Here is a 26,022-nt window from a genome sequence, read left to right as displayed (position 1 = left end):
CTTTTAATAAACATCAGCCCGTTTAATGGTGATGGCATTTGCGCTGATGGCCGTGACCGTGCCGCTGATACTGGCATGCACCGGTGCGCCTAACGCGTTATTCGGAATTTGGCCAATAAGTTGACCGTGATCGACCCGTTCGCCGACCGTGACCACGGGTTCGGCGGCAGCCCCGATATGCTGGCGCAATGGCAATACCACCTGTTGTGGTCGGTAGCCTTGTTCGCTGAATGGCGCGGCCTGATACCAGTCGGTGAGATCCAGACGGGCAATCAGCCGTGATATCGGTACCATGCGGTAATTAGCCATCGGATCGGCCTCACGTAGCGCCCCTTGATAGCGGGCACCTTGCGCCCGCAACTGCGTTTTCAGCAGGCGGTTTATGCGCATCGGTGAGATATCTACCGGGCAGGCGTAGCTTTCACACAGCCCGCATTCCGAGCAGGTCAGAGCGCTGAGTAAAATGTCTGGTGTGGCAACTTGTTGATAGGTTATCGCGCGCACCAGCAGATGCGGGGGTAGCTCATGGCCAATCAAGTGACGCGGGCATAACTCGGTACACATGCGGCACTGCTCACATACGGTACGAGCAATGGCTAACACATCCTGGTCGCTGCGGGCGCGGCGGGTAATCAGTAAGTGATCAGCGGGCAGTACCAACAGGCCGCCGGTAGTTTTGGTTACCGGTTGGTCAAGGTCATGCAGGGCATGGCCCATCATCGGCCCGCCATTGATATAGGCCGGATTGTTGATGGTAGCCCCTCCTGCCAGCGCCAGAACCTCGCGCAGCGGGGTACCCAGCGGTACCGTCAGGGTTAAGGGTTTCGCCACCGCACCATTTACGGTCAGGGTGCGGCGAGTCACCGGCCATTGCTGTTCCACCGCCCGCGCCACATTGAGTAGCGTTTGCACGTTGTTCACCACCACACCGATGCTGACCGGCAGCGCGGCAGGTGGCACCCGGCGACCGGTTGCCAGCCAGATAGTGATAACCTCATCACCGGCGGGATAGACATCGGGCAGAATGTGCAGCCGGATTTGTGATGGTAGCAAGGGGGTTAGTGCGGCAATCGCCTCACTATATTTGGCTTTCAAGGCGATGATGCCTTCGCGTGCGCCGGTGGCTTTCATGCCATACAGCACACCGCGCACCAGTCGGGCTGCCTGGCGCGGCATCAACTGCTGATCCACTTTCAGCATTGGCTCGCACTCAGCCGCATTGACCAGAAAAATCTCGGCCTGCGCTTGTAGCTTCACCGCCGTTGGGAAACCCGCACCTCCGGCACCGACCACACCCGCGTGCTGAACCCGTTGCTGAATAGTCACGGCATCACAATCAGCCAGTTCACCGTAGGCGGGTAGCAAGCAGGTATCCGCACTGTGTAGGTCACTCATAAAGCGCCTCGATAATCCCACGGATATCATTGCCGTCAGCCGCACGCGGGTTAGTGCGCAGTGTCACATCGGCAAGTGCGGCGGTAATTATGTCGGGAATACGTTGCTCTAACTGGCCCTCATTGATTTTCATCGCGGCCAGCGGCTGAGGTAATCCGCATTGGCGTTTGAGTTGTTCAATCTGATGGACCAATTGGTTAACTGCACTGCGCTCATCGCTATTTTCTGCACTGAAATGGCACAGTTTTGCCAATCGCGCATAGCGTTTACATGCCCGCGCATCAAGCGCGTTAAAGCGAATCACCGGCACCAATAGCAAGGCATTCGCCAAACCGTGCGCGATATGAAATTGCCCCCCCAACTGGTGTGCGATAGCATGATTGATGCCCAGACCAGCCTGGCTGAATGCCATGCCAGCCAGCGTGGAAGCATTGTGCATCTTGCCTCGGGTAATTAGGCAATCGCCTTTGCGGCAAGCGGTGGGCAGATGGCGGAACACCAACTGCACCGCTTTTTCTGCCAGCGCATCAGTAAAGTCACTGGCACGTGGTGAAACATAGGCTTCCAACGCGTGAGTCAACACATCCAACCCGGTATTGGCGGTGATAACTGGCGGTACGGTAACCACCAGAGCCGGGTCCAGAATGGCGATGTCCGGGTAAATCTCATCGTCAAATAGGGGGTATTTAATACTCTTTTCCGGGTCGCTGATTACACAGGCACTGGTCACTTCTGAACCCGTGCCGCTGGTGGTTGGGATAGCAATACAGGTCTCGATCTCTATCCCCTGTTTACGACTAAACCAGACAATGGCTTTCGCCGCATCTAGCGCGGAGCCACCACCAAAACCAATCACCACATCGGGGCGCAAGGCATGCATCTGCTCAATGCCCTTAACCACGGTGTTAATGTTCGGGTCCGGCGTAATGTCGCTGAACAGACTGATTTGGTTATCCTCTGCCAGCACTTGTTTCAAGCGATCCAGCAACGGCGAGGTGGCCAGAAAACCATCGCAGACAATCCAGATTTTGCGCTGATGGAAGCGTTGCAGCACCTTAAGGCTGCCTTCCCCGCTGTAGATACGTGTTTGCAGGAAAAAAGTCTTCATACGTCCTCGCTCAGCGAATGGAAAAACCGTTAGTCAGCACACAGCGACGCTGGCGCGCAAAGGTGCGAGCCGAGGTGGTGCCTTCGCCGGTCGGGGTGGCGATGGTAAAGGTGGTAAAGCCTTCACCGCCGACGCCTATCCCGGCATAGGACGGGCCGTTTTTAACAAAAATAGAGGTTTGTAACAGTCGGGCGGCCAGATTCAGGCGTGAGACATTTTGTGAGTGCATGGTGGCGGTATGGTGCAGGCCACCTTCCACTTGCAGTGCCAGCGTCAGGCCGGCATCAAAATCCTTTACCCGGACCACCGGTAACAGCGGCATCAGTTGTTCGGTAGTGACCAGCGGATCGTCACCAGCCACTTCAACCAGCAGCAAGCGCGGTGCTTTGGCCGGACAAGCGATGCCCGCCGCTTTCAGCAGTTCAAGCGGGCTTTTACCCACCAGATTCTTATTGGCGTGGCCTTGAGGGGTCAGGCAGGCTTTGCGCAGGCTGTCGACCTCTTGCGGATTACTGATAAGTAACGCATCGAAGGCTTGCATCTGTTGCAACAACCGATCGGCAACACTTTCCACCACGATCAGGCTCTTTTCAGCGATACAGGGCAGGTTATTATCGAATGAGGCTCCTGCCACGATATCCTGCGCCGCTTTTACCAATTCAGCCGTTTCATCCACCAGACAAGGTGGGTTACCGGCCCCCGCCCCAATCACTTTTTTGCCGCTCTTCATGCCCATTGCCACAATGGCAGGCCCGCCAGTGATAGCCAGCAAGGCGATTTTGTCGTGCGCCATCATCTGCTGAGTGGCTTCAAAGCTTGGCTCTTTCACGGTCACCACCAGATTGCGAATGCCGCAACTGTTGAAGATGATTTCTTCAATTTGGGCGATTAAATCCAGTGATACCGATTTAGCGCCTGGGTGTGGGCTAAAATAGATGGCATTACCGGCAGCTAACATACTGATGCTGTTATTAATAATGGTTTCGGTTGGGTTAGTGCTAGGGGCAACCGAACCTATCACGCCAAAAGGCGAGTATTCGAATAACACCATGCCGCCATCGCCGGTCAGCGCCGTGGTAGACAAATCTTCAATACCTGGGGTGTTTTCTAACGCGGCTTTGTTTTTCAGCAACTTATCTTCTTTATTCCCCATGCCGGTTTCACTGGCACCGCGTTCTGACAGTGAAGGCAACTGTGCTTTTAGCTGTTCACGCAGGGCGCGGATAATCGCGCTGCGGGTCTTCATCGGGCTTTGTTGATAACGCAAAAATGCGTTATGAGCGGCATTGACAGCTTCATCCACGCTGGCAAAAATGGCGCTGGAGGCAGACGCGGGTGTGGGCGTCAGTTGCTCAATGAGGATAGTGCGAATGAGAGATTCAAGGTCATTGGTATTCATTATTCATTCCTCAGATGTAAAGCCGATATGGCCGCTTCTGCTATGTGCATATCTTGTTCGACGCTACCGCCGCTGATGCCTAACCCCCCCACCAATTGGCCGTTACGCCATAGCGGGTAGCCACCACCAAAGCTCACTACTTTGCCACCGGTACTGGCCTCAAGCTGGAACAGGTCGGCCCCCGGTTGTACGGCATCGCTAAGTTGGTGAGTTGCCGTTTTCATCGCCACCGCGGTCCAGGCTTTTTTCGGTGCCAGTTCGCTGCTGACCAGCAAGGTGTCGGGCATGCGGTAGGTCATAATCATGTTGCCGTGGCGGTCAGCCAGTGCTATGACCACGGCAATTTGTAATTTCATAGCGGCATCGACCGCCAATTTAACTAACTGATGAACATCAGAAAATCCCAGAGAAGCCGCTGTTTGTGGCTGACTTGTGGCTGGGGGGAGTGCTGTTGCCGCCAGATAACGGGCCACCACGGTTTGCGTGGTGTGTTGTAACTGTTGGCGCTGGTCTTCATCACGAGCCAGTGCATACAGGCAATCCGATAAACGGTTTAGGTATTGCAATAACACCGGGCGTACCGGGACTTGTTCAGCCAGTTCAATCAGCCGCCGTTCACAGCGCCGTGCCAGAGTGCGGGCAAAATGCAATCGGCTACCGGCTTCACTGCTACCCGGCAGAATAAAACCCTGTACCGGTGGCAGCCCCGCCATACAGCGGTCTACGGCTTGCTCCAGCGCTTGGATCTCGGGTTCATTAATACTTTTGCGCCCGGCAGGCGGTGTGGCGATACCTTCGCTTGCCAATTCAGCGCTGAAATAAAACAACTGATGTTGTATGGCATCGAGTAATTGACGGTTTTCCTCGCCCTGCGTCACGCGGGCACACAAGCTCAGTGCTGCATTGAGTTCATCCAGCGTGCCGTAAGTTTCCACCCGGGGATGGCTCTTTTTCACACGTTGTCCGGTGAACAGGGCGGTGGTGCCCGCATCGCCGGTTTTGGTATAAATGCTCATAAGGTCCCCGTTCAATCAGTAAGAACATTAATCATCAGTAAGAACATTCATCGACGATGGCGACAATCGCCAAATCGATGGCATCATTCGGCTCGGAAAATACCCGTCTGGCACTGGAACCGCCTGACAGCAAGACCAAATCGCCCTGACCGGCACCGACCGAATCGACGGCCACTTCGTCCGGCGTTTTGCTGTCGGGTGGCAGTGAGCCATCACCGGCAACACGGCGCACCAGCAGCAGCTTCCTACCGATCAACGTGGGTGATTTTTGCGTTGAGACTACGGAACCTACCACTCTGGCCAGTTGCATGATTTACTCCTGCCTTAACAGTTGAATGTGACGGGCTGACACGGTGTCCTGCGCCAGCGGTGTAACTAGCGTGTGGCTTGCAATGAGTAGCCAGCCGGAGTCGAGAGTGGCGATATCGCGATAACTTAGAACCTTGCCCGTGTGTAACCGTATAGCAACGCCCTGACTGTCGCTGAAACTGAGCGGCAATGAATGCAGCGCGGCACAGGGCAGAGCAGCCAGCAGTTGGCGATGTAAGCTGATATGCACTTTCATGCCCCATGACCATGCCTCGTTTAGCGCCGCCACCGCAGGGCAGGTGGTATCGAACTGCGCCAGCCGGTGGATAAATGCCAGGTCTGGCAACATCAGATGCAGCGTGGCATGGTGCACGAATACCGATGGATCAAGCCCGGCGCGCAATTGAGGCAGTAGCAGGGCGTGAACCCGGCGTTCGCGCTCAACTAACCGCGTGACAATCTGGCTGACCAGTTGTTCGGTTTGCGCCTGAGTCAGATTCATGGCCGCGTTGTCCCTGATGACGTTAATATCGTGGCAAACGCCGCAGGGTCGTCGGCACCCGCCGCATTGGCCTCGTCGGTATCGATATGCATTTCCAGTTTCATTTGGGGTGAAACGCGGATCGCCACATCATCCAGTATCAGGCGACGGCCACTGCCCTGAATGGCAACTTGTACCCGGTCACCGTGTTTTACCCGATAGATAAGGGCATCCAGCGGCGACATATGAATATGGCGCAGTGCCACAATCACCCCGCGGGGTAACGTCAGCTCAGCGAACGGGCTGACTAACGTGATGGCTGGGGTATCGTCCAGATTGCCAGACATCCGCAGGGGAGCATTGATACCCAGCGTGCGTGCATCGGTACGGGAGATCTCCACCTGGCTGTGGCTACGCAACGGGCCAAGAATACGCACATTTTTCAGGCTGCCTTTCGGCCCGACCAGCGTTACCGTCTGTTCGGCGGCGTACTGGCCGGGCTGGAGCAGCGCTTTCTTTTCAGTAATCGGCTGCTGCGGGAACAGCCGTTGGTAGTCCTGCACCGAAAGATGCAGGTGTCGGTTAGAAACCCCAAGTGGGATCGGACGAAGACGCATTTCGTCGAGGATCTTATTGACAACGGGTTCCAGTAACGCTTTTTCCATCAGACTTTTCCTCGTTTACCCAAGTGGATACAGCGAAAGCGAGGCTCGCCTTTATGGCGTCGGCAAGCCGGATCGAGGCAGAGATTACAGCTCACCCGGGGAGCGATTAGAGCCTCACTTTCCACACTACTTTCTTCGGTGCTGATTTTTTCAGCACTAAAGACAGGTTCAGGTACATCATCTGTGGCGGTCGCCGCAGCGGGCTGAGGCTCTGCGGCTTCCGTCTCCTCGTTAATGGGGGCTGTAGCGACAACTGGCTCTATCGCCACGGCGATTTCGGGGGCCGCGACCTCGACAGTCTCTGTCAGCCAATAGGCCAACAGAGCTTTTGTTGGGCGAGCCAGTACCGCGCGCGACACCAATCCGTGATGCAGTTCGGCAAAGGCGGCACCAGTACTGATTGCCGCCTGCACCGAGGCCACATCACCGGTCAGACGAATTAACATCCAGCCAGAACCATTGGTTTTTTCTATACCTATCAGGTTGATAGATGCTGATTTTGCCATCGCATCCGCCGCACTGATCGCCAGCGCTAGACCGCTAACTTCAAGTAAACCCAGTGACGTTTTCACGCTGTGCTCCTCTTCTTACCCTTAGGCAGAGGTCGGTAAAATGGCTTCTACATCGCTGTGTGGGCGTGGGATCACATGGCAGGATTTCACTTCACCCACCGCGCTGGCAGCCGCAGAACCGGCATCAACAGCGGCTTTTACTGCGCCGACATCGCCACGTACCATCACGGTGACCAGACCGGAGCCGATTTTTTCGTAGCCCACCAGTTGTACGTTGGCGGATTTGACCATGGCATCAGCCGCTTCGATAGCAGCGACCAGACCTTTGGTTTCGACTAAACCTAATGCGTTATTCATGTTTCATTTATCCTTGTTATCAAGTAAGGGCTATCTTGTTTGCCATTTTGAACCAGGGCAGTGCTCGCCATCCTCACAAACCTTGGCTTTTACAACACCAGGTGTACGCTCCGGTGGCTGTGCGCTGGCCAAGTCCAAACTGCCTGCACCGACAACGCCCTGAGATTTGTATGGGGTTACTTAAATGGTAAGCCTTTGACTAACCGGGCCGCGTTATTGCCAAGCTGCCGTAGTTGGTCCTCGTTCTGCCCGCGCCGCTGCCGAAATAGCGGGTTGGCGGGCGGTAAATTACGAAAATGCACGACCACTTCGTCGCCGGAACAGGCCAGCCCGACCAATAACGGGGAGCGGGTGGCGGCCTGCCAGGCGCGTTGTGCTACATCGCCGTCGTCGTCTTGTTGCCAGCGCCAGGGAATACCTTCCTCCTCGATACCCAGCAGCACCTGATGCCAGACGGCTTCGGGTGTCGGTGTCGTCAGACTGATTACTATTGCGGGGGCGTCATGGGTGAAATTCATCCGTGATTCTCCCGTTGATAGGCCAGAATCAGCCCGGTGGCTACCGCATTACGCGGCCCCTCGCTGGCGCGAATGTTGCCGCGCCCCGCCACCAATTTGTAGTGAGAGAGCGCATCGGTGACCAATTGCGGGATTTCAAAGTCCAGCGACGAGCCGCCAACTAACACCACGAAGGGGATATCGCGGATATTGCCGGTCGGGCTGACCTGACGCAGGGCGCGAAGTGCATTGGTAACAAACACCCGCTCTTTGGCTGAGCGGCGGATATTGCGCACTTTTTCCAGCGCGTAATCCCCCGGCAGTGGCACTAAACCTTCCGGCTTGACTACCACCAGTCGGGCAAAAACCTCTGGTGGCAGCGGTTGTGGGAAGAACTGAACGCTGCCATCTTCATGGCGCAGGTGGAACAAGCTTTCCACTTTTGCCAACGGATACTTTTTGATGTCCTCTGCCAGATAGCGGTCTTGTAAATCTAATTCAGAGGCGATGATCATCGTGACCATATCGCCGGCTCCCGCCAGATGGGTGGCGACGATTTGGCCCTGAGCATTGATGATGGAGGCGTCGGTAGATCCCGCCCCCAAATCGAGGATGGCGAGTGGCCGTTGCGTCCCTGGTGTGGTCAGCGCGCCGAGTATCGCCGCTTCGGCTTCCGCCCCCCCAACCTGAACATCAATATTCAGTGTCTTTTCGATTTCTCTGGCGATATGCGCCATTTGCAGGCGATCAGACTTCACCATGGAGGCGATGCCCACCGCTTGTTCAAGCGAGAATTCGCCCGCCAGACCGCCGGTGACATTGACCGGCACGGCAGTGTCTACTGCCAGCAAGTCTTGAATGAAGATCTCATTGGTGGGTTTGTTGGTCAGTTCCGCCATGGTTTGGCGAACGTGTTCGAGCATGCCGCCGATATTGGTTCCTGCTTCACCACTGACATTGTCCAAATGACGGAAGCTGTTGACCGCCGTCATAATGGCTTCACTTCCGGTCGCCACATCCACCCGTACCGTGCGGCCGTCAGCGAATAACTCCAGATGACCGGCCGGTATCGAGCGTGCTTTAACATCCCCTTCTGGGGTTTTCACTACCACCGCCGAGCGGGTACCAATCAACGCTCGCGCCACCGGCACAATGTTTTTGGTTTCTTCGGCAGTCAGTTCAAATACGGTGGCAATGCCATAGGGGTTAGAGAGGGTTTCAATCACTTGACCCGGCATCGCAACTTCTACCGCCGCCAGCATGCCCATCGGGATGCGGTCGATATGTAGCACCTCATCAACGATTGGTAGCGGGTGCGCCAGCCGATTACTGACCAGCACGCCATCGTCTCGTTGCAAGATAACCGCCGTGATACGATAGCCAGCGCCGTTGGCAGCATTCACCACCGCCGCAACATCGGCGAAATCCACCGCTGATGGCACCACCAGAATATAAGGTTGGGCAGGGTCACGGGTGACCAACTCGTCAATAGTAATGGTCAGCCCAACCCCCAATCCCAGTCCACCGGGGGTTTTCGGGTTATGACCGATCATGGTGGATTCGGTGATGATGGTTTCGGTAATTGTCTCCATCGCCACATCACCGATCACCGGTGTGGCCTCGTTAATGCGGATCAGGCTGATATCGCTTAGCGCAATATCGGCCTTTTCCACCAACATATTCAGCGCCTTGTTAATGCCGAAAATATTGCGTTGAGTCCCTTTGATACCCGTCGTCTCGGTCAGGGTACTGGTAATAAAGTGCAACTGACCACCAGCCGTGCATTGTGCTAATGCCACTTCTGTTGACGAGTTACCAATATCCACACCGACGATGTAATCCATATCCGATCCTTAAATGACTAATAACGGGATGTCGTGATCAACGGGGCTATCGTACCTAGGGGCGCTCCGGCGGCTTACGCCGCTACGACCCCCACGGCACGCTTCCCCTTGATTGATATCACTGCGTTAATCGTCGCCTTTTAGCTTCTTACGCTGGACATACAAAACGGCAGCTTCACGGACGAATGCCGCACAGATGGTCGCTTTGTAGGTCTGTTCCAGGTCGTCGGCGATAGCGTTCAGCTCCTCTTTGCTGGAGCGGAATGGACGTAGGGCGTTATAGATATCCAACACCTTGTCATCCGGTACTGCCGTCAGCTCGGCTGCACGCTCGAAGTTAATTGCCAACAGTGGACGACCTGCATCACGGGCAATAGATGCCTGAATACGCAGGATTTCCGGTGTAATCCGCAAATCTTGCGAAGTGACACTGCCGTTCAAAACGTTAGCCAGCGTGAGGTCATCCAGCGTTTTGTTAGTGGCCGTTTTGACCCAATCAGGGTGTTTATTTGCCAGCGGATAATCAGAGACTTTGGCATCATTGCGCGAACTGGCTGCTGGTGCCGCACAAGCAGCCGCAGGTGTCTGGCCTTGCAAGCTGTTCATCTTGCTCAGCACATCGCGAACCATGGATTCAATAGCTTCGGAATTCATTGTGTTTTCCTTTGTTAAAGCGCCACCCGGAGTTCCTGAGGATTCTTGCCGGTCACCACATATTTGGTTTCTTTAATATGCAGAATCGCTGATTTGGCCTGATATTTTGGCCGTGCCATTTGGTCGTTCAGGGTAGGAACCGGTTGTGGTGATTCCCGTTTGGCATAACGCGCGGCGTTTTTACCAATTTGGCGATAAGTTTCCAGCGTCAACAGCGGGGCCTGCGGGAACAACTCCAGATTGGAGAGCGGCGGTAAGCCTTGCTGATGAATCACCGTAGTGCCTTTGGATTGAATACCGATGGAGATACCGGAACCACTCAGGCGGTTACCCTCGACGGCAACAAACGCCACGTCGGAGGATTTAAAGCAGCGGATAACCCGTGCTTTAATGCCTTCTTCTTCAATACCGGCGATCAGTTCGCGCAGAATATTTTTGTGCGGGATACCGACGATGTTAGCCGTTTGCGATAGGCCAAATGCCGGGCCGACGGCAATGATCACTTCATCCTGATTGCTGCCAGGGCGGGCTTCACCCACTTCGGTCAGGAAATTTCCTTCAGCAACAGTAGCCGTAGCCGCTACGGGTTGGGAATCCTGCTTAAAGGAGACGGTATTTTTGTCTCCCTGCATTTCCTGCAATACGCCTTCGATAATTTGACGTAACAGTTTTTCGTTAATATCCACCATCTCGTGAACCCCTTAACCAAGCTCATTCGGATCAAGCGCGTTTGGAATGTTTTTGATCTCTTCCCAACGTGCACCTTCCAGCCGGTAACCGGTAGCTGGACCCGCGTAGTCATTGACGTCATTCACCGCTGACAGCACTTGGTTGTCACCTTTAATGATCGCCGAGGTATGCAGGTAGTCACCGGCAATTTTGGCTTTCTGGATGTTGAGCATGTCTTGCGCTACATCTTCGAAACCACCTTGTGCCAATGCTTTTACCACTTCCAAACCGGTGCGGTTTTTGCTGATGATTTCCTGAGCGAACTTGATGTCTTCAACGATGTTACGTTCCGGCATATCTTTCGAGCCGTGTGCATATGTCGCCGCAATCACTTCTTCGTCAGTAATGGGTGGCAGGCCCATACCGGCAAATACTGCTTGCAGCGCACGGGCAGCTTTATTACGAATCGCCACCACGTCAGCTTCCAGCACCGGACGCAAGCCACCATCAACTTTCAAGTCGCGCTGCAATACGTTGTAATCGTCAAAGTCTTCGGCATCTTCGTTGGAACCGGCGAACATGTTGTCGTAGTTAGGTACCGCAGAAAAACCAGAGGAGATAAAGTCAGTACCCGGCAGGAACTGCATCAGCAGACGGGCGGTACGGCGCATATCGGAGTGGGTAAAGGTCTGGTCGTTACTGGAGGCGCATTCCAAATCCAGTGCAGAGCAAATCAGGTTTTCTGCCAGGATGGCCCGGATGCCCGATGGCACAGCGGATGGCACACCGACACAACTGACTGAACCATTTTGCAGCCCCTGAACCCCGGCAGCTTTGGTGATATAGATACAGCGAGCTTCCAGATACAGCATGGATTTGCCTTCGGCATAACCCATTTGCACCTCGGAGCCTGAACCAGAGGTAAAACGCATTTTCAAACCGCGTGATGCATAGGACGAGGCGAGGAAGCCTTTGGACCACGGCGTGTCATCACCGTCGGTAAATACCGGCTCAGTACCGTAAACCGAAATGGTTTCGGCATAACAGGTATGGCCCAGCATCCCCAGCTTCAACTCGGTGGCTTCTTCCAGCGAACATTGCGTCAGCACACCAGGGCGACCCACTTGCGAACCGACTAACAGCGCGATGGCATTGAATGGCGCATAACGGGCCACGGCCACAGTAGTTTCCTGCTCATCGAAGCCACGGTATGCGCCTTCGGCGGCATCGGCGGCAATCTGCACTGGGTTATCTTTAACGTTAGTGACGTGAGCCTGTTGTGATGGGGTACGACGTGCGCGCATTTTCTGCATCGACATCATCATTTCCACCACGTTCATATGAGAAACCACCTCGACAATTTTGGCCGGGGTCATCGCTGTAGTGAGTGGCACAATGGTGCGGCGCGATACGTTAGGATCACACAGCATATTGGCCAACTTGATGGAGTCCATCTTCATCACTTCTTCCGCATGCGCCAGATTGATACCGTAGCGGGCGATAAAGTGGTCTATCAGGTCGAAACTGCTTTGTGGCTTACCGTCTAATTCGGTCACCACACCGTTAACAATCTTGATGGAAGGTTTTGGATCATTCGGGCTTTCCATGGCAATAAAGCCTTCCTCGATCCACTCTTTGACAAAGCCGTCCTGATTAACCGGGCGTTTCGCCAATGCTTCAAATCTTTTCGATTTCATGAAACAGCCTCACTGTGGCGTCAGATATAAGAAGGGCGGTCGTTTTTCGGTTCAGAACCCAAGGTCGCTAATACCGTTTTGCCAATCTCACGGGCAGAAATCACTGCCTGACGAACTGCGCCAGAATCACCGGAGATAACCAGAATCACTTCGTTACTGAAGCTGGTGCCATGTGCAGGGGAGCTGTAAGCCACCACGTCAACGTTGGCAGATTTCACGGCGGTATCCGCCATCAAAACACCAATCGACGCCGGTGCACCGACTATCACTCCGCAAGAACGGCCCAATGGCGCGCCAAATGCTTTTTCCAATGCGTGGCTGGCACGTGCGCTGTACTGCAATTCAATGTGACCGGCTTCATTGGCGTAAACATCGCCGAAGGTCCGATCCAGCTCTTTCAGCGCCACTTCGACGGCACGTTTCACATCAGAAACATCATCACCACCGAAGATGATCAGCGAGCCATGACCGGCACCGCCCTTGGTATCGCGGGGTAACTCAATACTGACCACTTCAGTATTAGTGGCTTTGACAGCTTCATCGGCCGCCATGATGTGCGGGCCAGCGCCGGTACGTGCGCCCAAAATACCGATGGAGCGATAGCGTTTTTCCAGCTTCATTGCGTCCAGTAGGGCGCTGTCGACGTTGGCGATCACCAGTCCGACCGTGTCACCAATCGCGGTACCAACAAATTCCGTTAAACTGCAAGTCTTCTCAGCCATAGCCGTATCTCTTTGTTTATAGGAGGGTTGTTTAGAAGACGCCGGAGCGTGTTCGCTGACTTTTGCTATCACCTGCGCCATGATTTGGTCGACCAGGTCATTGCTTTTCATTAGCTATTTCCCTTTGGCAAGAACTTCTCGACATCGGTGTGTGGACGTGGGATGACATGGGTCGATTTCACTTCACCCACTTTCGCAGCCGCACTTGCACCGGCATCAGTGGCTGCTTTAACTGCGCCCACATCACCACGTACGATGACGGTGACCAGACCAGAGCCAATTTTTTCATAGCCGACTAATGTCACATTGGCCGATTTCACCATGGTGTCCGCAGCCTCAATGGCTGCAGTCAACCCTTTGGTTTCCACCATTCCTAGTGCTTCTTGTTGCATAAATACCTCGACGGGGATGTCAGGAACCTGATGTTTGTGCGTTGGAAATGCAGCTATTACGGTTTCAAACGCGCTTCAGGTTCTAAAATAAAAACTGTCGTGTTGGTGCCATTCAGTAAATTTAAAAAAATAAATTCGGTAAGTTTAAAAATAAAGTTGTCAGGTTCGTGCTGAGAACGAATATACAAACAAGCAATGAAAAAGAATGGCTGTATTGAATTTACTGACGGGAATGGTTAGTGAGGAAATAACAAATTATTGTCATGGCTATAACTTAATATTATGTTTTAAAACGTTATTTCGTTGATATTGGGTGGTAATAACTGGCTATTGCATATTCAGAATTACAATTTATTAGGTGACAGTAGGTATTAAATCTGCTAATTGCGCACCCGCCCGATTAATAGTTCGCGTGATCGCACGCATAAATATAATGATACACCTGAGGGGGGAGTAGCCACAAAAGTGCGAGCTTGATAACAATAACGGAAAGAATAAATGGCAAGAAAGTCATATAGCTGAATAAAGCATAAAAGTGCCTGTTAACACGGTGTTGGCGCTAACTTTTCTGCGCAAATGACAATAATTTGTTATTGAAGGTCTATTTTTTGTTTAATTAATGGCACATCACGACAACACTTTCATTTTTGCTCTCTTTATAGTGGCTGGGTCATGGGCCGTGCATTTCCATACCCGTCATACTTCGAGCTACATGTGCGTTGGCTGCCTTCGTTCACCCCAGTCACTTACTGATGTAAGTTACTGGGGATTTACTCAGTTGCCGCCTTCCTGAAACTCGAATTATTTAGGGTACATAACGTATTAATTTAATAACAAGCAGGGTAACCCTATGAACGACTCACTAAAAGCGCAGTGTATTGCGGAATTCCTCGGTACCGGGCTGTTTTTGTTTTTTGGTATTAGTTGTTTAGCTGCATTGAAAGTAGCAGGTGCCAGTTTTGGTTTGTGGGAAATCTGTATCGTGTGGGGGCTGGGTATTTCACTGGCGGTCTACCTGACGGCAGGAATTTCCGGTGCTCACCTCAACCCGGCCATTACTATCGCGTTATGGCTATTTGCCTGTTTCCCCGCACGGAAAGTCATCCCGTACAGCATTGCTCAAGTTGCCGGTGCTTTTGGTGGCGCGGCACTGGCCTATATGCTCTATCATAATTTATTTACTGATTTTGAAGCCGCACACCAGATGGTGCGTGGCAGCATGGAAAGTCTGCAATTAGCCAGTATCTTCAGCACCTTCCCATCACCGGCAATCAGCGTATGGCAGGCTGCATTTGTTGAAATTATTATCACCTCGATTCTTATGGGGCTGATTATGGCACTAACTGATGATGGTAACGGTGTGCCACGCGGTGCATTAGGTCCACTATTGATCGGTATTCTGGTGGCGGTTATTGGTGCTTCTACCGCTCCATTAACTGGTTTTGCCATGAATCCAGCACGTGATTTTGGTCCTAAATTATTTACCTTCTTTGCTGGTTGGGGAAAAATCTCAATGACCGGCGGCCGTGATATCCCTTATTTCATTATTCCGATTGTGGCGCCGATTATTGGTGCTTGCCTCGGGGCCGCAGTTTATCGCTTCCTCATTGGCAAAAATCTACCTTGTAATACCTGTAAGTTAGAGGATGAGAAAGTTAATTTATAAAGCAACGTGGATTTCCTCATCTGACACTGGGTGAGGAAATTTCGTGATCCATTCTGGTTAATGGCTCATTAATGGTCCCCTGACGTTTATGACTCTGGTAGAGTAAATTGTTACTTTACCTTTTCAGGGAAATAGATTTTAACCTGGTGAATAGGAATGACTAAATAACAATGTTCTAACATATTACTTATTACAGGGATGCTTTATAACAATAAAATAAAATTTAATAACAATAAATTAACTGAGAGGTTTTATCATGATTTCTGCCAGTTCTCTTAACTCAGAGCTCATAAATAAAATCGCCCAGGATTTTGCCCAAGCCACCGGATTGGCGGTGGTGGTGGTGAATATTCACGGTGAGGAAATCTCTGACCTGTTTAATTTCACCCCATTTTGTCAATTAATGCGTCAAGATCCGGTTAACCATCTGCGCTGTCGGATGAGTGATCGTTGTGGTGGCCTTGAAGCGTCCAAATCCAATGAGCCCTGCATCTACCGCTGCCATGCCGGATTAACTGATTTTTCTATTCCTTTGGTGATTGCCGGCCATCTGGTGGGCTTTGTGTTATGTGGTCAGGTCCGGCTGCATGCAGATGTTTACCTTATTGATATTCTGAATGTCGATAATAACTGGCAGCAGAATCCGGCGCTAATGGATGAGTTCCATAATGTACCGATAATGGATTTTTCTCGAGTAATAGCCTCGGCTGATTTGCTGAAGCTGATTGTTGAGAACTGCCTGAAAAAACACCTCAATTTTGTTGTAATCAATGACAATATGGGGAGTAAAGAGCCGGGCAGAATACGGCCGGTCCACCCGCATGACAGCAAAATGAAGAAAGCACTACGCTATATAGACACGCATTTGTCAGAAGAGCTCCGGTTGGAAGAAGTGGCTGGCAAGGTGTATCTCAGCCCTTACTATTTCAGTAAATTATTTAAAAAATATCAGGGGATCGGCTTCAATGCCTGGGTCAACCAACAACGCATGGCCAATGCCAGAGAGATGTTGCAGCACAGTGATTGGAGCATTGCCAGTATTGCCAAAAATCTTGGATTTTCCCAAACCAGCTATTTTTGCAAGGTGTTCCGCCAGACCTATAATGTGACACCGCAGGTATTTCGTTCACTTTCTTCTGAACGCAGTGAAATGGAATGACAGTTATTGATCTAATAACAATTAGTCATGCTCTATGCTCACGTTTATATATTTAAGAACTGTGATGGGTATTAATATATTAAATAAATAATGACAATTTTTTGTTATGCTCTTAAATGTCGTTATCTTTCTAACTGATTGTTTTTAAATTATTTTTAATAATGCAGTGGCAATTATTTGCTGTGTTGACACCAAAAAATAATCCCCAAAAAATGAAATTAACCATTTTTTATTTGTGGAAAAGAGTATATTAACGTTAACCGGATTTAATAAATCAGTTGACGTTACAACTGTGTAAATAAAGAGATAAATTCTATAACGAAATAGAAATAAAATAATCTACTGTATTAGATAAATACATACCCCAACGTAGTTGGCGTTGCAGCAAGGTAGCAAACGAACAAACCCGTGGAGCTGACTAAGGTCAGTGATGCAGGTGCGTGAGAATTGCTAACAACACTGTAGCTATCAATACGAGGGGGAAGTTACTGAAATGGTTATGTCGTGTACGCATTGGCACTTAATACACGACAGGGAAGGGGGTGACAATCCCCCGCAGCCCCCGCTGCTGTGATGCCGACGAACCCGCTGAAACCACTGATCCACCGGATTGGGAAGGTGCGGGAGAGGATGACGCTAAGCCAGAAGACCAGCCAAATTGGTAAAATATATTCAACTCCTTCGGTGGGAAGTGGGTTGTCATTAGATGCGCGCTGCGGTGACGTTGCGCAGACGCACCTTTTTGACACTGCATATCCCGCTCGAAATGGCGGGATTTTTTATGCAACGGTCTGGCAAACAAGCATTTATTATCGCAGGTACCGGCAGTGGATGCGGTAAAACAACCGTGACGTTGGGTATTCTGCGGGCGCTGATGGCACGCGGGTTATCTGTGCAGCCGTTTAAGGTCGGGCCAGATTACCTGGATACCGGCTGGCATAGCGCCGTCAGCGGTGTTACCTCGCGTAATCTCGATGCTTTTATGCTGCCGCCTGCGACCTTGAATGGGTTATATAACCAGCACATGCGCCATGCTGATGTGGCGGTGATCGAAGGTGTGATGGGCTTGTATGACGGCTACGGCACTGATCCCGATTATTGCAGTAGTGCGGCGATGGCCAAACAACTGGGCTGCCCGGTTATCTTACTGGTGGATGGCAAGGCGGTATCCACCTCGGTTGCGGCTACCGTGCTGGGGTTCTGCCAGTTTGACCCAAATCTCACCATCGCAGGCGTGATTGTTAACCGTGTTAATTCAGAAAACCATTATCAGCTAATCCGCCACGCCATCGAGCATTACTGCGGTATTCCCGTGCTGGGGCGCTTGCCGGTGATGGATGATATCGCGCTGCCATCACGCCATTTAGGGTTGATACCGGTGCAAGAGCAGCGTGAGGGCGTGGCGGGTAGAACCCATCAGCCCGACAGCTCGCCCCGCTGGCAACGGCTGGCACAGCAGGTTGAAGCCTTTATCGATCTCGACCGATTACTGGCACTGACGCATTGTGCGGCACAGCCTGCCGGCACCCCGCCTTCCTTACCTCTGTCTACACTGGCTAACGGCCTGACACTGGCCTTGGCCGAAGATGAAGCATTCAATTTCTATTACCCCGATAACCTTGACCTGCTAGAGCAGGCAGGCGTGCGCATCCAACGTTTCAGCCCACTTCATGACCGCCGGTTACCCGATTGCCAGATGATTTATCTCGGGGGAGGTTATCCCGAAATTCACGTTGCCCGCTTAGCCGCAAATACAGCGATGCATGCAGCGTTACAGCAAGCGCATCGCCAACAGATCCCGCTGTATGCCGAATGCGGTGGCCTGATGTATCTCGGTGATGGCTTAACGGATGAGAGTGGTCAGCGCCACCCGATGGTTGGCATTTTGGCCGGTGAGAGCCGGATGGGGAAACGGCTGACTCGCTTTGGTTACTGTCAGGCACAGGCCCGCAGTGACACCTTATTGGCTGCACAAGGTGAAATTCTGCGTGGTCATGAATTCCATTATTCCGATTTTACTAGCCCATTGACGCCGGTATTTGATAGCAGCAAATGGCGTGATGGTGTCGCTATTCAGCGCTGGCACAGTGGCTATCAACTTCAGCGCACTCAGGCCAGCTATCTGCATATCCATTTTGCCCAGCGCCCCGGTTTGCTTGATGGCTGGCTGACCGCTGCCCGGAGCGTGCTATGACCCTGAGCGCATGGTTTGTCGCTTTCTTGCTTGATAGCTGGCTCGGCGACCCGCCGCACTGGCCGCACCCGGTGCGCTGGATGGGTAACCTGATCTCTGTCATGCAACGTGCTATCCGTGCGGTTTGCCATAGCGAACGGGCACTGAAGTGGGGGGGAGCAGCGCTGTGGTTGGTGGTGGTCGGCGTGACATGGCTGCTGAGTTGGGGGTTCTTATCACTGATGACACACATCAATCCGTGGCTCGGCTGGTTGGCGCAAGTGTGGATGATTTACACCCTCTTAGCCGGACGTTGCCTGAGTGATGCGGCGCTACTGGTATTTGATGCCCTGAAGCACGGTTCGCTGGCACAAAGCCGCGAGAAGCTGTCATGGATTGTCGGGCGTGACACCTCACAACTAGAGAAGCCACAAATCACCCGTGCGGTGGTAGAGACAGTGGCCGAAAACAGCGTTGATGGCGTGATTGCACCGCTGTTCTTTCTGATGTTAGGCGGCGCCCCGCTGGCAATGGCTTACAAAGCAGTTAATACCCTTGATTCGATGGTGGGTTACAAAACGCCAAAATACCGTGCGATTGGTTATGTGTCGGCACGGATGGATGATGTGGCGAATTGGCTCCCAGCCCGCCTGAGCTGGCTATTACTGAGCGCAGCCGCGTGGTTACTACGAGCCGATTACCGTCAGGCATTGCACATCGGCTGGCGTGATCGTTATCAGCACGCCAGTCCTAACTGCGCCTGGTCTGAAGCCACGGTTGCCGGTGCGCTGGGCGTGCGGCTGGGGGGGCCGAATGATTACTTTGGCGTGCGGGTTGAAAAACCTTGGATCGGTGATGAACGGCGCGAGGTGGCGCTGGATGATATCCCGCGCACTATCCATTTGATGCTGATGGCGTCGTTATTAGCACTATTACTGTTTGCCCTGATTCGTCTGCTGCTGGTCGGCATTTAACAAGGATAACCTGATGAACTATATAAAGAACCCGCAGGAAATAGAGCAAAACAGTTTTGCCATCATCGGTGACATTATTGCCGATGAGCACCCGGACTTTCGCTTTGTCAGTGAGATGCAAGAAGCGGTGATCAAGCGGGTTATCCATACCACGGCGGATTTTGATTGGCTGGATATTCTGCATTTCTCACCGCAGGTACTAACCCATATTGCCGAGGGTATCCGCCGGGGTTGCACCCTTTATACCGATACTACGATGGCGATGTCCGGTATCAACAAAGTGCTGTTAAAGCAGATGGGATGCGAATGCCGTTGCTACATCAGTGACCCACGGGTGGTGGAGAGTGCGCCGCTACAGGGTATTACTCGCTCGATGGCCGCAGTGGATGTTGCTCTGGCAGAGTCAGGAGAAAAGCTGTTTGTCTTTGGTAATGCCCCGACTGCGTTATTCCGCTTGTTGGAACGCCACGCCACACCGATCGCGGTCATTGGTGTACCGGTGGGGTTTGTCGGGGCGGCTGAATCCAAAGATGCCTTGGTTGCCAGTGACCTGCCATGCATTGCAGCACTTGGGCGCAAAGGGGGCAGCAATGTGGCAGCAGCCATCATCAATGCCATCCTCTATCAGTTGCGGGGGGCGCTATGAGTGAGGCTACTGTCAATGACAGTCAGATGCTGCAAAACCAGCAATTAGACAGCATTTGGCATAACGGCAAACAATATCGCAAAGGTTACACCACCGGTTCTTGTGCGACGGCGGCGGCTAAAGTGGCGGCGCTAATGGTGTTGCGCCAGCAAGTGATTGACCAGATTTCAATTGTGACGCCTTCCGGTGTCACGTTATGCCTGAATGTAGAACAACCCCTCATTGAGGGCCAGCAAGCTACGGCGGCCATCCGCAAAGATGGTGGTGATGATGTTGATGCTACCCACGGCATGCTGATTTTTGCTCGCGTCACGCTGCGTGAACAGACGGAAATTACTCTGCGTGGTGGCGAAGGGGTCGGGACAGTGAGCCGTAAAGGTATTGGCCTCCCCGTCGGCAGCTCAGCCATTAATCGTACGCCACGCCAGACCATCGAGGCAGCAGTGCGCGAGGTCATCGGCCCGTTACGCGGTGCTGAAATAGAGATCTTTGCTCCCGAAGGGCAAGAGCGGGCGAAAAAAACCTACAACGGGCGGTTGGGGATCCTCGGTGGCATTTCCATCATCGGCACTACCGGCATTGTGACACCGATGTCGGAAGAGAGCTGGAAACGCTCGCTGGCATTGGAATTGGAGATGAAGCGCGCGGCGGGTGAAGATCGCGTCATTCTGGTACCGGGCAATCATGGCGAGCGCTTTGTTCGCGACCATCTGGGCCTCGACAGCCAGCGGGTGGTGACCATGAGTAATTTCGTCGGTTATATGTTGCAGGAAACCGTGCGACTGGGCTTTCGTCAGGTGCTGCTGGTAGGGCATCCCGGCAAATTAGTGAAAGTGGCCGCCGGTATCTTCCATACCCACAGCCATATCGCGGATGGGCGTATGGAAACATTGGTTGCCCATCTGGCGCTGATGGGGGCGCCGCATGCGCTACTGCTTGAAGTGAATCAGTGCAATACCACTGAAGCGGCGATGGAATTGATTGCTGAGCAGGGGTGGCAGGCGGTCTACAGCCGTATTGCCGAACGTATCTGTGAGCGAATTGCTGAAATGATGCGTTTCTCCGTTAATCCGCCGCAGTGCGATGCGATTTTATTCTCTTTCGATAATCAGGTGTTAGGCAGCAGTCGGCCTCTGGATGAGATTGTGGAGGCATTGCGATGATTACAGTTGTTGGCATCGGCCCAGGTGATATCGACTATCTGACCCCTGAAGCCCAGTGGGCTATCAGCCAGGCTGAGGTATTGGTGGGCGGGAAGCGCCATCTGGCAACATTTAGCAGCAATGTTCGTGAGTCCCGCTTGTTAGATGCGGATCTGCTGGGGTTACTGGAGTGGCTGGATAGCAACAAAACTCGCGCCATTGTGGTACTGGCTTCCGGTGATCCTCTGCTGTATGGCATTGGCAAACTGCTGGCGGCGAACTTCGGCACTGACGAGCTACATATCGTGCCCGGCATCAGCGCTATTCAATATCTGTGTGCCAAAGTGGCGCTGGATATGAATGACCTTTTTCTTACCAGCAGCCACGGGCGGGTACCCGATTTTGACTGGATTTTCCAGCATGACAAGGTGGCGATGGTGACTGACAGCATTATCGGCCCGCGTGCCATCGCCGATGCATTACATCAGCGTGGTCTGTCCCGCACCTTGATTATCGGTGAAAACCTGTCACAACCCAATGAACGTATTCACCGTCTGTCGCAACAACAGGTAGCGGCGCGTTATGACATGAATGTGGTGGTGATCCTCAATGAGAGATGATCTGTTCTTACGTGGGCAAAAAGTCCCGATGACCAAAGAAGCGGTGCGTGCATTGGCACTGGAACGGCTGGAGTTGCCTTGTTATGGCCACCTGATTGATGTGGGCGCCGGGACGGGCAGTGTGGCGTTGGAGGCGGCACTGCGCTTCCCCGATTTGCAGGTCACCGCGATTGAGCGCAATCCAGCGGCACTGGAACTGATTAGCGAAAACCGCCAGCGGCTGGGTTGCCACAATGTGGCGATTATTGCAGGCGTTGCCCCCTTGCCTAATACGGCCGCAGCCGATGCCATTTTTATTGGTGGCAGCGGCGGCCATTTAACCGATCTGATTGATTGGGCGCTGATGACGCTAAAGCCCGATGGCCGTTTGGTACTGACCTTTATTTTGCTCAACAACCTTAATGACGCGTTGGCTCACTTACAGCACTGCGCTGTCAGCCAGTTAGATTGCGTGCAGTTGCAACTCTCCACCCTGACCCCTTTGGGCAGCGGGCACTATTTTAAACCTAATAATCCTACTTATCTTATTTCCTGCCACAAGGAGGCGCGCAATGTCTGAGCATCCTGATGCTGCATCAACAGCGGTACTACAACCCTGGGATACACAAAAAATCTGGTTTGTCGGTGCAGGGCCGGGCGACAAAGAGTTGATCACCCTGAAAGGCTACCGGTTGTTACAGCAAGCAGAGGTGGTTATCTACGCCGGCTCGCTGATCAATACCGAACTGCTGGAATATTGTTCGCCCGAGGCACAATGCCACGATAGCGCGGGTTTGAATTTGGAACAGATCATCACACTGATGGTTGATGGTGTGCGGGCTGGCAAGTTAGTCGTGCGGTTACAAACCGGTGACCTCTCTTTGTATGGTTCGATCCGTGAGCAGGGGGAAGTGCTGAGTGAGCACGGTATTGGTTTTGTGTCGGTACCGGGTGTCAGTGCTTTTCTTGGCGCAGCAGCGCAACTGGGGGTGGAATACACCGTACCGGAAGTGGCGCAGAGCTTGATTATTACCCGAATCGAAGGGCGAACCCCGATGCCGCCGCTGGAGCAACTGGAGGCGTTTGCCGCGCACCAAACGTCGATGGCGATTTTCTTGTCAGTGCAAGAGATGGACCGCGTAGCTGAACGTTTGATTGCTGGCGGATACCCAGCGACGACTCCTGTTGCGGTGGTGTACAAAGCGACATGGGCTGAAAGCCGCACTGTGCGCGGTACGCTGGCTGATATCGCCGAATTGGTTCGCGCCGCTGCTATTCATAAAACTGCACTGATTTTGGTGGGGGCGTTCCTCGGCGATGAATACCACTATTCCAAACTCTATGATGCGGGGTTTAGCCATGAATATCGTCAAGCCTGAATCCATAGCGGTATTTTGCCTGACTCCGGGCGGGGTGCGGTTGGCGCGGCGTTTGCAGACCCACTTGCCGCTGACCTGCTTTACCAGTGAAAAACTGTTGGAACCGGGTTTTCTGCCGTTCAATGGCAGTTTTGGCGACACCCTCCGTGAGGCATTTAAACAGTATTCGGCACTGGTGGTGGTCGGGGCTATCGGCCTGACAGTGCGGGTTATCGCCCCGTTGGTGAATGACAAAATGAGTGATCCGGCGGTGGTGGTGATTGATGAGCGTGGGCAACATGTCATTAGTCTGTTGTCTGGTCACGTGGGGGGCGGCAATACCTTAACCCGTTATTTGGCGGGCATTCTCGGGGCCGATCCGGTGATAACCACGGCAACCGACGTTAACCAGATGGCGGCATTGGATACGCTGGCGACCCAACTGGACGGCGAAATGCAGGATTTTCGTCACGCCGTCAAAGTGGTCAATCAAATGTTGGTCAGCGAACAAAAAGTGGGTTTGTGGTGGGATACGCCTCTGCTGGCTGAGCGTGAACGCTGTGACACTCGTGGTTTTGTAGCGGTTGATTCGCTGGATCAATTGCCAAAACTGGATGCGATAGTTTGTGTCACGTTGCGCGACAGCCTGCCTCCATTACCGTTACCGGTGTACAAACTGGTGCCACGCCGGGTGGTCGCGGGTATCGGTTGCCGCCGGGCCACCTCGCTGCAAACCTTGGTTGAATTGTTACAACAGCAAATGGCCGAGAATCACTTTGACCTCATGGCGCTGCGGGCTATTGGCAGTGTCACTATCAAAAAAGATGAACCCGCGCTACATCAATTGGCTCAGTGCTGGCGAGTACCGTTCGAACTGTTCAGTGTCGGCGAACTGAGTCGCCATGAGCAACGTTTCCCTGCTTCTGATTTTGTCCGCCAAACGGTGGGTGTCGGCAGCGTTTCACAACCGGTCGCCTGGCTGATGAGCGACGGTAAATTGGTTGGCAATACTCTGCGTCAGCAGGGTGTCACCATCACTCTGGGAGTATCGCATTAATGTTAACCGTAATTGGCATCGGGCCGGGCAGTGAATCGATGATGACGCAGGAAGCTATCGCCGCAATCCGCGAGGCGGAAATTATCGTCGGTTATAAAACCTATACCCATCTGGTGAAACCCTTGACCGGGGATAAGCAGGTGATCAAAACCGGCATGTGTAAAGAGATAGAGCGCTGCCAAACCGCCATTGATCTGGCGCTGGCGGGCCATAACGTGGCGCTTATCAGCAGTGGTGATGCCGGGATCTATGGTATGGCGGGCTTGGTGCTGGAGCTGGTAACGCAACAAAAATTGGAGTTGGAGGTGCGGTTGGTGGCGGGGATCACCGCCAGTATTGCTGCTGCCTCGTTACTCGGTGCGCCGCTAATGCATGATTTTTGTCATATCAGCCTGAGTGATTTGATGACGCCGTGGGCGGTGATCGAAAAACGCATTGTCGCAGCAGCGCAGGCTGATTTTGTTATCTGTTTCTATAACCCCCGCAGCCGTGGCCGTGAAGGGCATCTGGCCCGCGCGTTTGAGTTAATGCAGCCGTGGAAGCGGCCTGAAACGCCAGTCGGGGTAGTGAAAGCCGCCGGGCGTAAAAAACAGGAGAAATGGATCACTACGCTGGGTGAGATGGATTTCGAACCGGTGGATATGACCAGTCTGGTGATCGTCGGTAATCAGGCGACCTATTGCCGTGATGGGTTGATGATCACGCCACGGGGCTATTCATTGTGATGAGCCATCACCCTTATCCACCGATTCATGTCTTTGGCGGTACCAGTGATGCGCGGCTGATTTGCCAATTGCTGGATGCCGCAGAGCAACGCTATAGCCTGTCGGTTGCCACTGATGCCGGTAAACAACTGGCGGGAGATATTGGCGGTGAGGTCATGGTTGGGCGGATGGATGCAGGGCAGATGGCTGATTTTTTGGCGACCAGACAGGTCCAGTGGGTGGTTGATGCCTCGCATCCTTATGCCTGCATGCTCAGTGACAATGTGGTGGCGGCCTGCGAACAGTCAAATGTCACGCTGACCCGTTACCAACGGCCAAGTGAAATTGATGTTCTGAGCCACCCTCTGCTGCACAAGGTCGATAGCGTTGCTGCGGCCTGTGAGGTGGCCAAACGGCTGGGGCCGCGGGTGTTACTCACGACTGGCAGCAAGCAGTTGGCTGAATATCAACGTGGGCTGGTGGGTAAAACCTTACTGGTTCGGGTGCTGCCCACGGCGCAAGTGCTGAACCAATGTGAGGCGCTGGGGCTGGGGGTTGACCACATTATTGCGCTGCGCGGGCCATTCAGCGCGTCTTTCAATCAGGCACTGTATGAGTTTTGCCAGCCGGATGTGGTTATCACTAAAGAGTCCGGTGCCCAGGGGGGATATCAGGAAAAAGTTGCCCCCTGTCTGGCACTGAATATCCCCTGCATTGTGGTGTGTCGCCCCGCCAGCGTGGTATTGGGCGGTATCGGTCAGCAAGTGACGTCATTAGATGAATTTAGCCAACATCTGATCCACTGGCAGCAACAACGAGGGCAATAA

At 53.0% G+C, this 26,022-nt stretch carries 28 protein-coding genes and 1 riboswitch; of the genes, 12 read left to right on the top strand and 16 right to left on the bottom strand.

Annotated features, from left to right (window positions below; translation table 11 throughout):
• Positions 1 to 3 precede the first annotated feature (3 nt).
• The 16 genes from V1955_RS14220 to pduA all read right to left on the bottom strand — a co-directional run bounded on the left by V1955_RS14220 (position 4) and on the right by pduA (position 13,717).
• Positions 4 to 1,395, bottom strand: a complete 1,392-nt coding sequence (locus V1955_RS14220; RefSeq protein ID WP_372568926.1) for a 4Fe-4S dicluster domain-containing protein — start codon at positions 1,393 to 1,395, stop codon at positions 4 to 6.
• Positions 1,388 to 2,503 (bottom strand): 1-propanol dehydrogenase PduQ, encoded by a 1,116-nt coding sequence (locus tag V1955_RS14215; RefSeq protein ID WP_083159277.1) that lies wholly within the window; start codon positions 2,501 to 2,503, stop codon positions 1,388 to 1,390. The genes V1955_RS14220 and V1955_RS14215 overlap by 8 nt, the downstream gene beginning before the upstream one ends.
• Positions 2,504 to 2,513: 10 nt before the next feature.
• Positions 2,514 to 3,902 carry an aldehyde dehydrogenase family protein gene (locus V1955_RS14210; protein ID WP_083159276.1) on the bottom strand — a complete coding sequence of 463 codons (1,389 nt, stop codon included), beginning with the start codon at positions 3,900 to 3,902 and terminating at the stop codon, positions 2,514 to 2,516.
• Complete coding sequence (locus tag V1955_RS14205; RefSeq protein WP_442821068.1) at positions 3,902 to 4,918, bottom strand: cob(I)yrinic acid a,c-diamide adenosyltransferase; 1,017 nt, start codon at positions 4,916 to 4,918, stop codon at positions 3,902 to 3,904. The genes V1955_RS14210 and V1955_RS14205 overlap by 1 nt, the downstream gene beginning before the upstream one ends.
• A gap of 34 nt (positions 4,919 to 4,952) precedes the next feature.
• Entirely contained in the window at positions 4,953 to 5,228 is a 276-nt protein-coding gene (locus tag V1955_RS14200) for a EutN/CcmL family microcompartment protein (protein ID WP_005185294.1), read from the bottom strand.
• A 3-nt stretch (positions 5,229 to 5,231) separates the two neighbouring features.
• A complete protein-coding gene (pduM, locus tag V1955_RS14195; RefSeq protein ID WP_442821067.1) occupies positions 5,232 to 5,729 on the bottom strand; it encodes a microcompartment protein PduM in 498 nt (165 codons plus the stop codon).
• On the bottom strand, positions 5,726 to 6,373 hold the full coding sequence (locus V1955_RS14190) for a phosphate propanoyltransferase (protein ID WP_083159273.1): 648 nt from the start codon (positions 6,371 to 6,373) through the stop codon (positions 5,726 to 5,728). The genes pduM and V1955_RS14190 overlap by 4 nt, the downstream gene beginning before the upstream one ends.
• Entirely contained in the window at positions 6,373 to 6,945 is a 573-nt protein-coding gene (locus V1955_RS14185) for a BMC domain-containing protein (RefSeq protein WP_083159272.1), read from the bottom strand. The genes V1955_RS14190 and V1955_RS14185 overlap by 1 nt, the downstream gene beginning before the upstream one ends.
• Before the next feature lie 21 nt (positions 6,946 to 6,966).
• Positions 6,967 to 7,242, bottom strand: a complete 276-nt coding sequence (gene pduJ, locus V1955_RS14180; RefSeq protein ID WP_004090424.1) for a propanediol utilization microcompartment protein PduJ — start codon at positions 7,240 to 7,242, stop codon at positions 6,967 to 6,969.
• Between the two features lie 176 nt (positions 7,243 to 7,418).
• Complete coding sequence (locus V1955_RS14175; protein ID WP_032906379.1) at positions 7,419 to 7,760, bottom strand: glycerol dehydratase reactivase beta/small subunit family protein; 342 nt, start codon at positions 7,758 to 7,760, stop codon at positions 7,419 to 7,421.
• Positions 7,757 to 9,583 (bottom strand): diol dehydratase reactivase subunit alpha, encoded by a 1,827-nt coding sequence (locus V1955_RS14170; RefSeq protein WP_083159271.1) that lies wholly within the window; start codon positions 9,581 to 9,583, stop codon positions 7,757 to 7,759. The genes V1955_RS14175 and V1955_RS14170 overlap by 4 nt, the downstream gene beginning before the upstream one ends.
• Positions 9,584 to 9,709: 126 nt before the next feature.
• Entirely contained in the window at positions 9,710 to 10,237 is a 528-nt protein-coding gene (pduE, locus tag V1955_RS14165) for a propanediol dehydratase small subunit PduE (RefSeq protein WP_083159270.1), read from the bottom strand.
• Between the two features lie 14 nt (positions 10,238 to 10,251).
• On the bottom strand, positions 10,252 to 10,923 hold the full coding sequence (locus tag V1955_RS14160) for a propanediol/glycerol family dehydratase medium subunit (protein ID WP_442821446.1): 672 nt from the start codon (positions 10,921 to 10,923) through the stop codon (positions 10,252 to 10,254).
• Between the two features lie 15 nt (positions 10,924 to 10,938).
• The gene (pduC, locus tag V1955_RS14155; RefSeq protein ID WP_005185311.1) at positions 10,939 to 12,603 is read right to left on the bottom strand and encodes a propanediol dehydratase large subunit PduC; all 1,665 of its coding nucleotides are present in this window, start codon (positions 12,601 to 12,603) and stop codon (positions 10,939 to 10,941) included.
• Positions 12,604 to 12,623: 20 nt separating this feature from the next.
• Positions 12,624 to 13,436: a propanediol utilization microcompartment protein PduB gene (gene pduB, locus V1955_RS14150; protein ID WP_004699354.1), complete on the bottom strand. Its 813-nt coding sequence runs from the start codon at positions 13,434 to 13,436 to the stop codon at positions 12,624 to 12,626.
• A complete protein-coding gene (gene pduA, locus V1955_RS14145) occupies positions 13,436 to 13,717 on the bottom strand; it encodes a propanediol utilization microcompartment protein PduA (RefSeq protein ID WP_032906380.1) in 282 nt (93 codons plus the stop codon). Before pduA ends, pduB begins: the two co-directional genes overlap by 1 nt.
• 850 nt (positions 13,718 to 14,567) lie before the next feature.
• Between pduA and pduF the strand changes: the two genes are divergently transcribed.
• The 12 genes from pduF to V1955_RS14085 all read left to right on the top strand — a co-directional run bounded on the left by pduF (position 14,568) and on the right by V1955_RS14085 (position 26,022).
• Positions 14,568 to 15,383, top strand: a complete 816-nt coding sequence (gene pduF, locus V1955_RS14140; RefSeq protein ID WP_083159268.1) for a propanediol diffusion facilitator PduF — start codon at positions 14,568 to 14,570, stop codon at positions 15,381 to 15,383.
• Between the two features lie 256 nt (positions 15,384 to 15,639).
• On the top strand, positions 15,640 to 16,542 hold the full coding sequence (gene pocR, locus V1955_RS14135; RefSeq protein ID WP_083159267.1) for a transcriptional regulator PocR: 903 nt from the start codon (positions 15,640 to 15,642) through the stop codon (positions 16,540 to 16,542).
• Between the two features lie 477 nt (positions 16,543 to 17,019).
• Positions 17,020 to 17,214: riboswitch (cobalamin riboswitch) on the top strand.
• Positions 17,215 to 17,323: 109 nt separating this feature from the next.
• A complete protein-coding gene (locus V1955_RS14130) occupies positions 17,324 to 18,736 on the top strand; it encodes a cobyrinate a,c-diamide synthase (protein WP_442821066.1) in 1,413 nt (470 codons plus the stop codon).
• On the top strand, positions 18,733 to 19,689 hold the full coding sequence (cbiB, locus tag V1955_RS14125) for an adenosylcobinamide-phosphate synthase CbiB (protein ID WP_442821065.1): 957 nt from the start codon (positions 18,733 to 18,735) through the stop codon (positions 19,687 to 19,689). Before V1955_RS14130 ends, cbiB begins: the two co-directional genes overlap by 4 nt.
• A gap of 13 nt (positions 19,690 to 19,702) precedes the next feature.
• Positions 19,703 to 20,335, top strand: coding sequence for a cobalt-precorrin-8 methylmutase (locus V1955_RS14120; RefSeq protein ID WP_083159265.1), 633 nt, complete (start codon positions 19,703 to 19,705; stop codon positions 20,333 to 20,335).
• A complete protein-coding gene (cbiD, locus tag V1955_RS14115) occupies positions 20,332 to 21,498 on the top strand; it encodes a cobalt-precorrin-5B (C(1))-methyltransferase CbiD (protein WP_083159264.1) in 1,167 nt (388 codons plus the stop codon). The genes V1955_RS14120 and cbiD overlap by 4 nt, the downstream gene beginning before the upstream one ends.
• Positions 21,495 to 22,097, top strand: a complete 603-nt coding sequence (locus tag V1955_RS14110; protein ID WP_083159263.1) for a cobalt-precorrin-7 (C(5))-methyltransferase — start codon at positions 21,495 to 21,497, stop codon at positions 22,095 to 22,097. The genes cbiD and V1955_RS14110 overlap by 4 nt, the downstream gene beginning before the upstream one ends.
• Positions 22,087 to 22,656, top strand: coding sequence for a decarboxylating cobalt-precorrin-6B (C(15))-methyltransferase (locus V1955_RS14105; protein ID WP_083159262.1), 570 nt, complete (start codon positions 22,087 to 22,089; stop codon positions 22,654 to 22,656). Before V1955_RS14110 ends, V1955_RS14105 begins: the two co-directional genes overlap by 11 nt.
• Positions 22,649 to 23,455 (top strand): cobalt-precorrin-4 methyltransferase, encoded by an 807-nt coding sequence (locus V1955_RS14100; protein WP_372568933.1) that lies wholly within the window; start codon positions 22,649 to 22,651, stop codon positions 23,453 to 23,455. The genes V1955_RS14105 and V1955_RS14100 overlap by 8 nt, the downstream gene beginning before the upstream one ends.
• Positions 23,436 to 24,491: a cobalt-precorrin 5A hydrolase gene (gene cbiG / locus V1955_RS14095; protein WP_372568934.1), complete on the top strand. Its 1,056-nt coding sequence runs from the start codon at positions 23,436 to 23,438 to the stop codon at positions 24,489 to 24,491. The genes V1955_RS14100 and cbiG overlap by 20 nt, the downstream gene beginning before the upstream one ends.
• Positions 24,491 to 25,216 (top strand): precorrin-3B C(17)-methyltransferase, encoded by a 726-nt coding sequence (locus tag V1955_RS14090; protein ID WP_050084476.1) that lies wholly within the window; start codon positions 24,491 to 24,493, stop codon positions 25,214 to 25,216. Before cbiG ends, V1955_RS14090 begins: the two co-directional genes overlap by 1 nt.
• A complete protein-coding gene (locus tag V1955_RS14085) occupies positions 25,216 to 26,022 on the top strand; it encodes a cobalt-precorrin-6A reductase (protein ID WP_442821064.1) in 807 nt (268 codons plus the stop codon). The genes V1955_RS14090 and V1955_RS14085 overlap by 1 nt, the downstream gene beginning before the upstream one ends.

This window comes from Yersinia sp. 2545 StPb PI (assembly GCF_052217125.1).
In the GTDB taxonomy this organism is placed as follows: Bacteria; Pseudomonadota; Gammaproteobacteria; order Enterobacterales; family Enterobacteriaceae; genus Yersinia; species Yersinia enterocolitica_E.
This window is presented reverse-complemented; position numbering and strand designations above follow the sequence as displayed.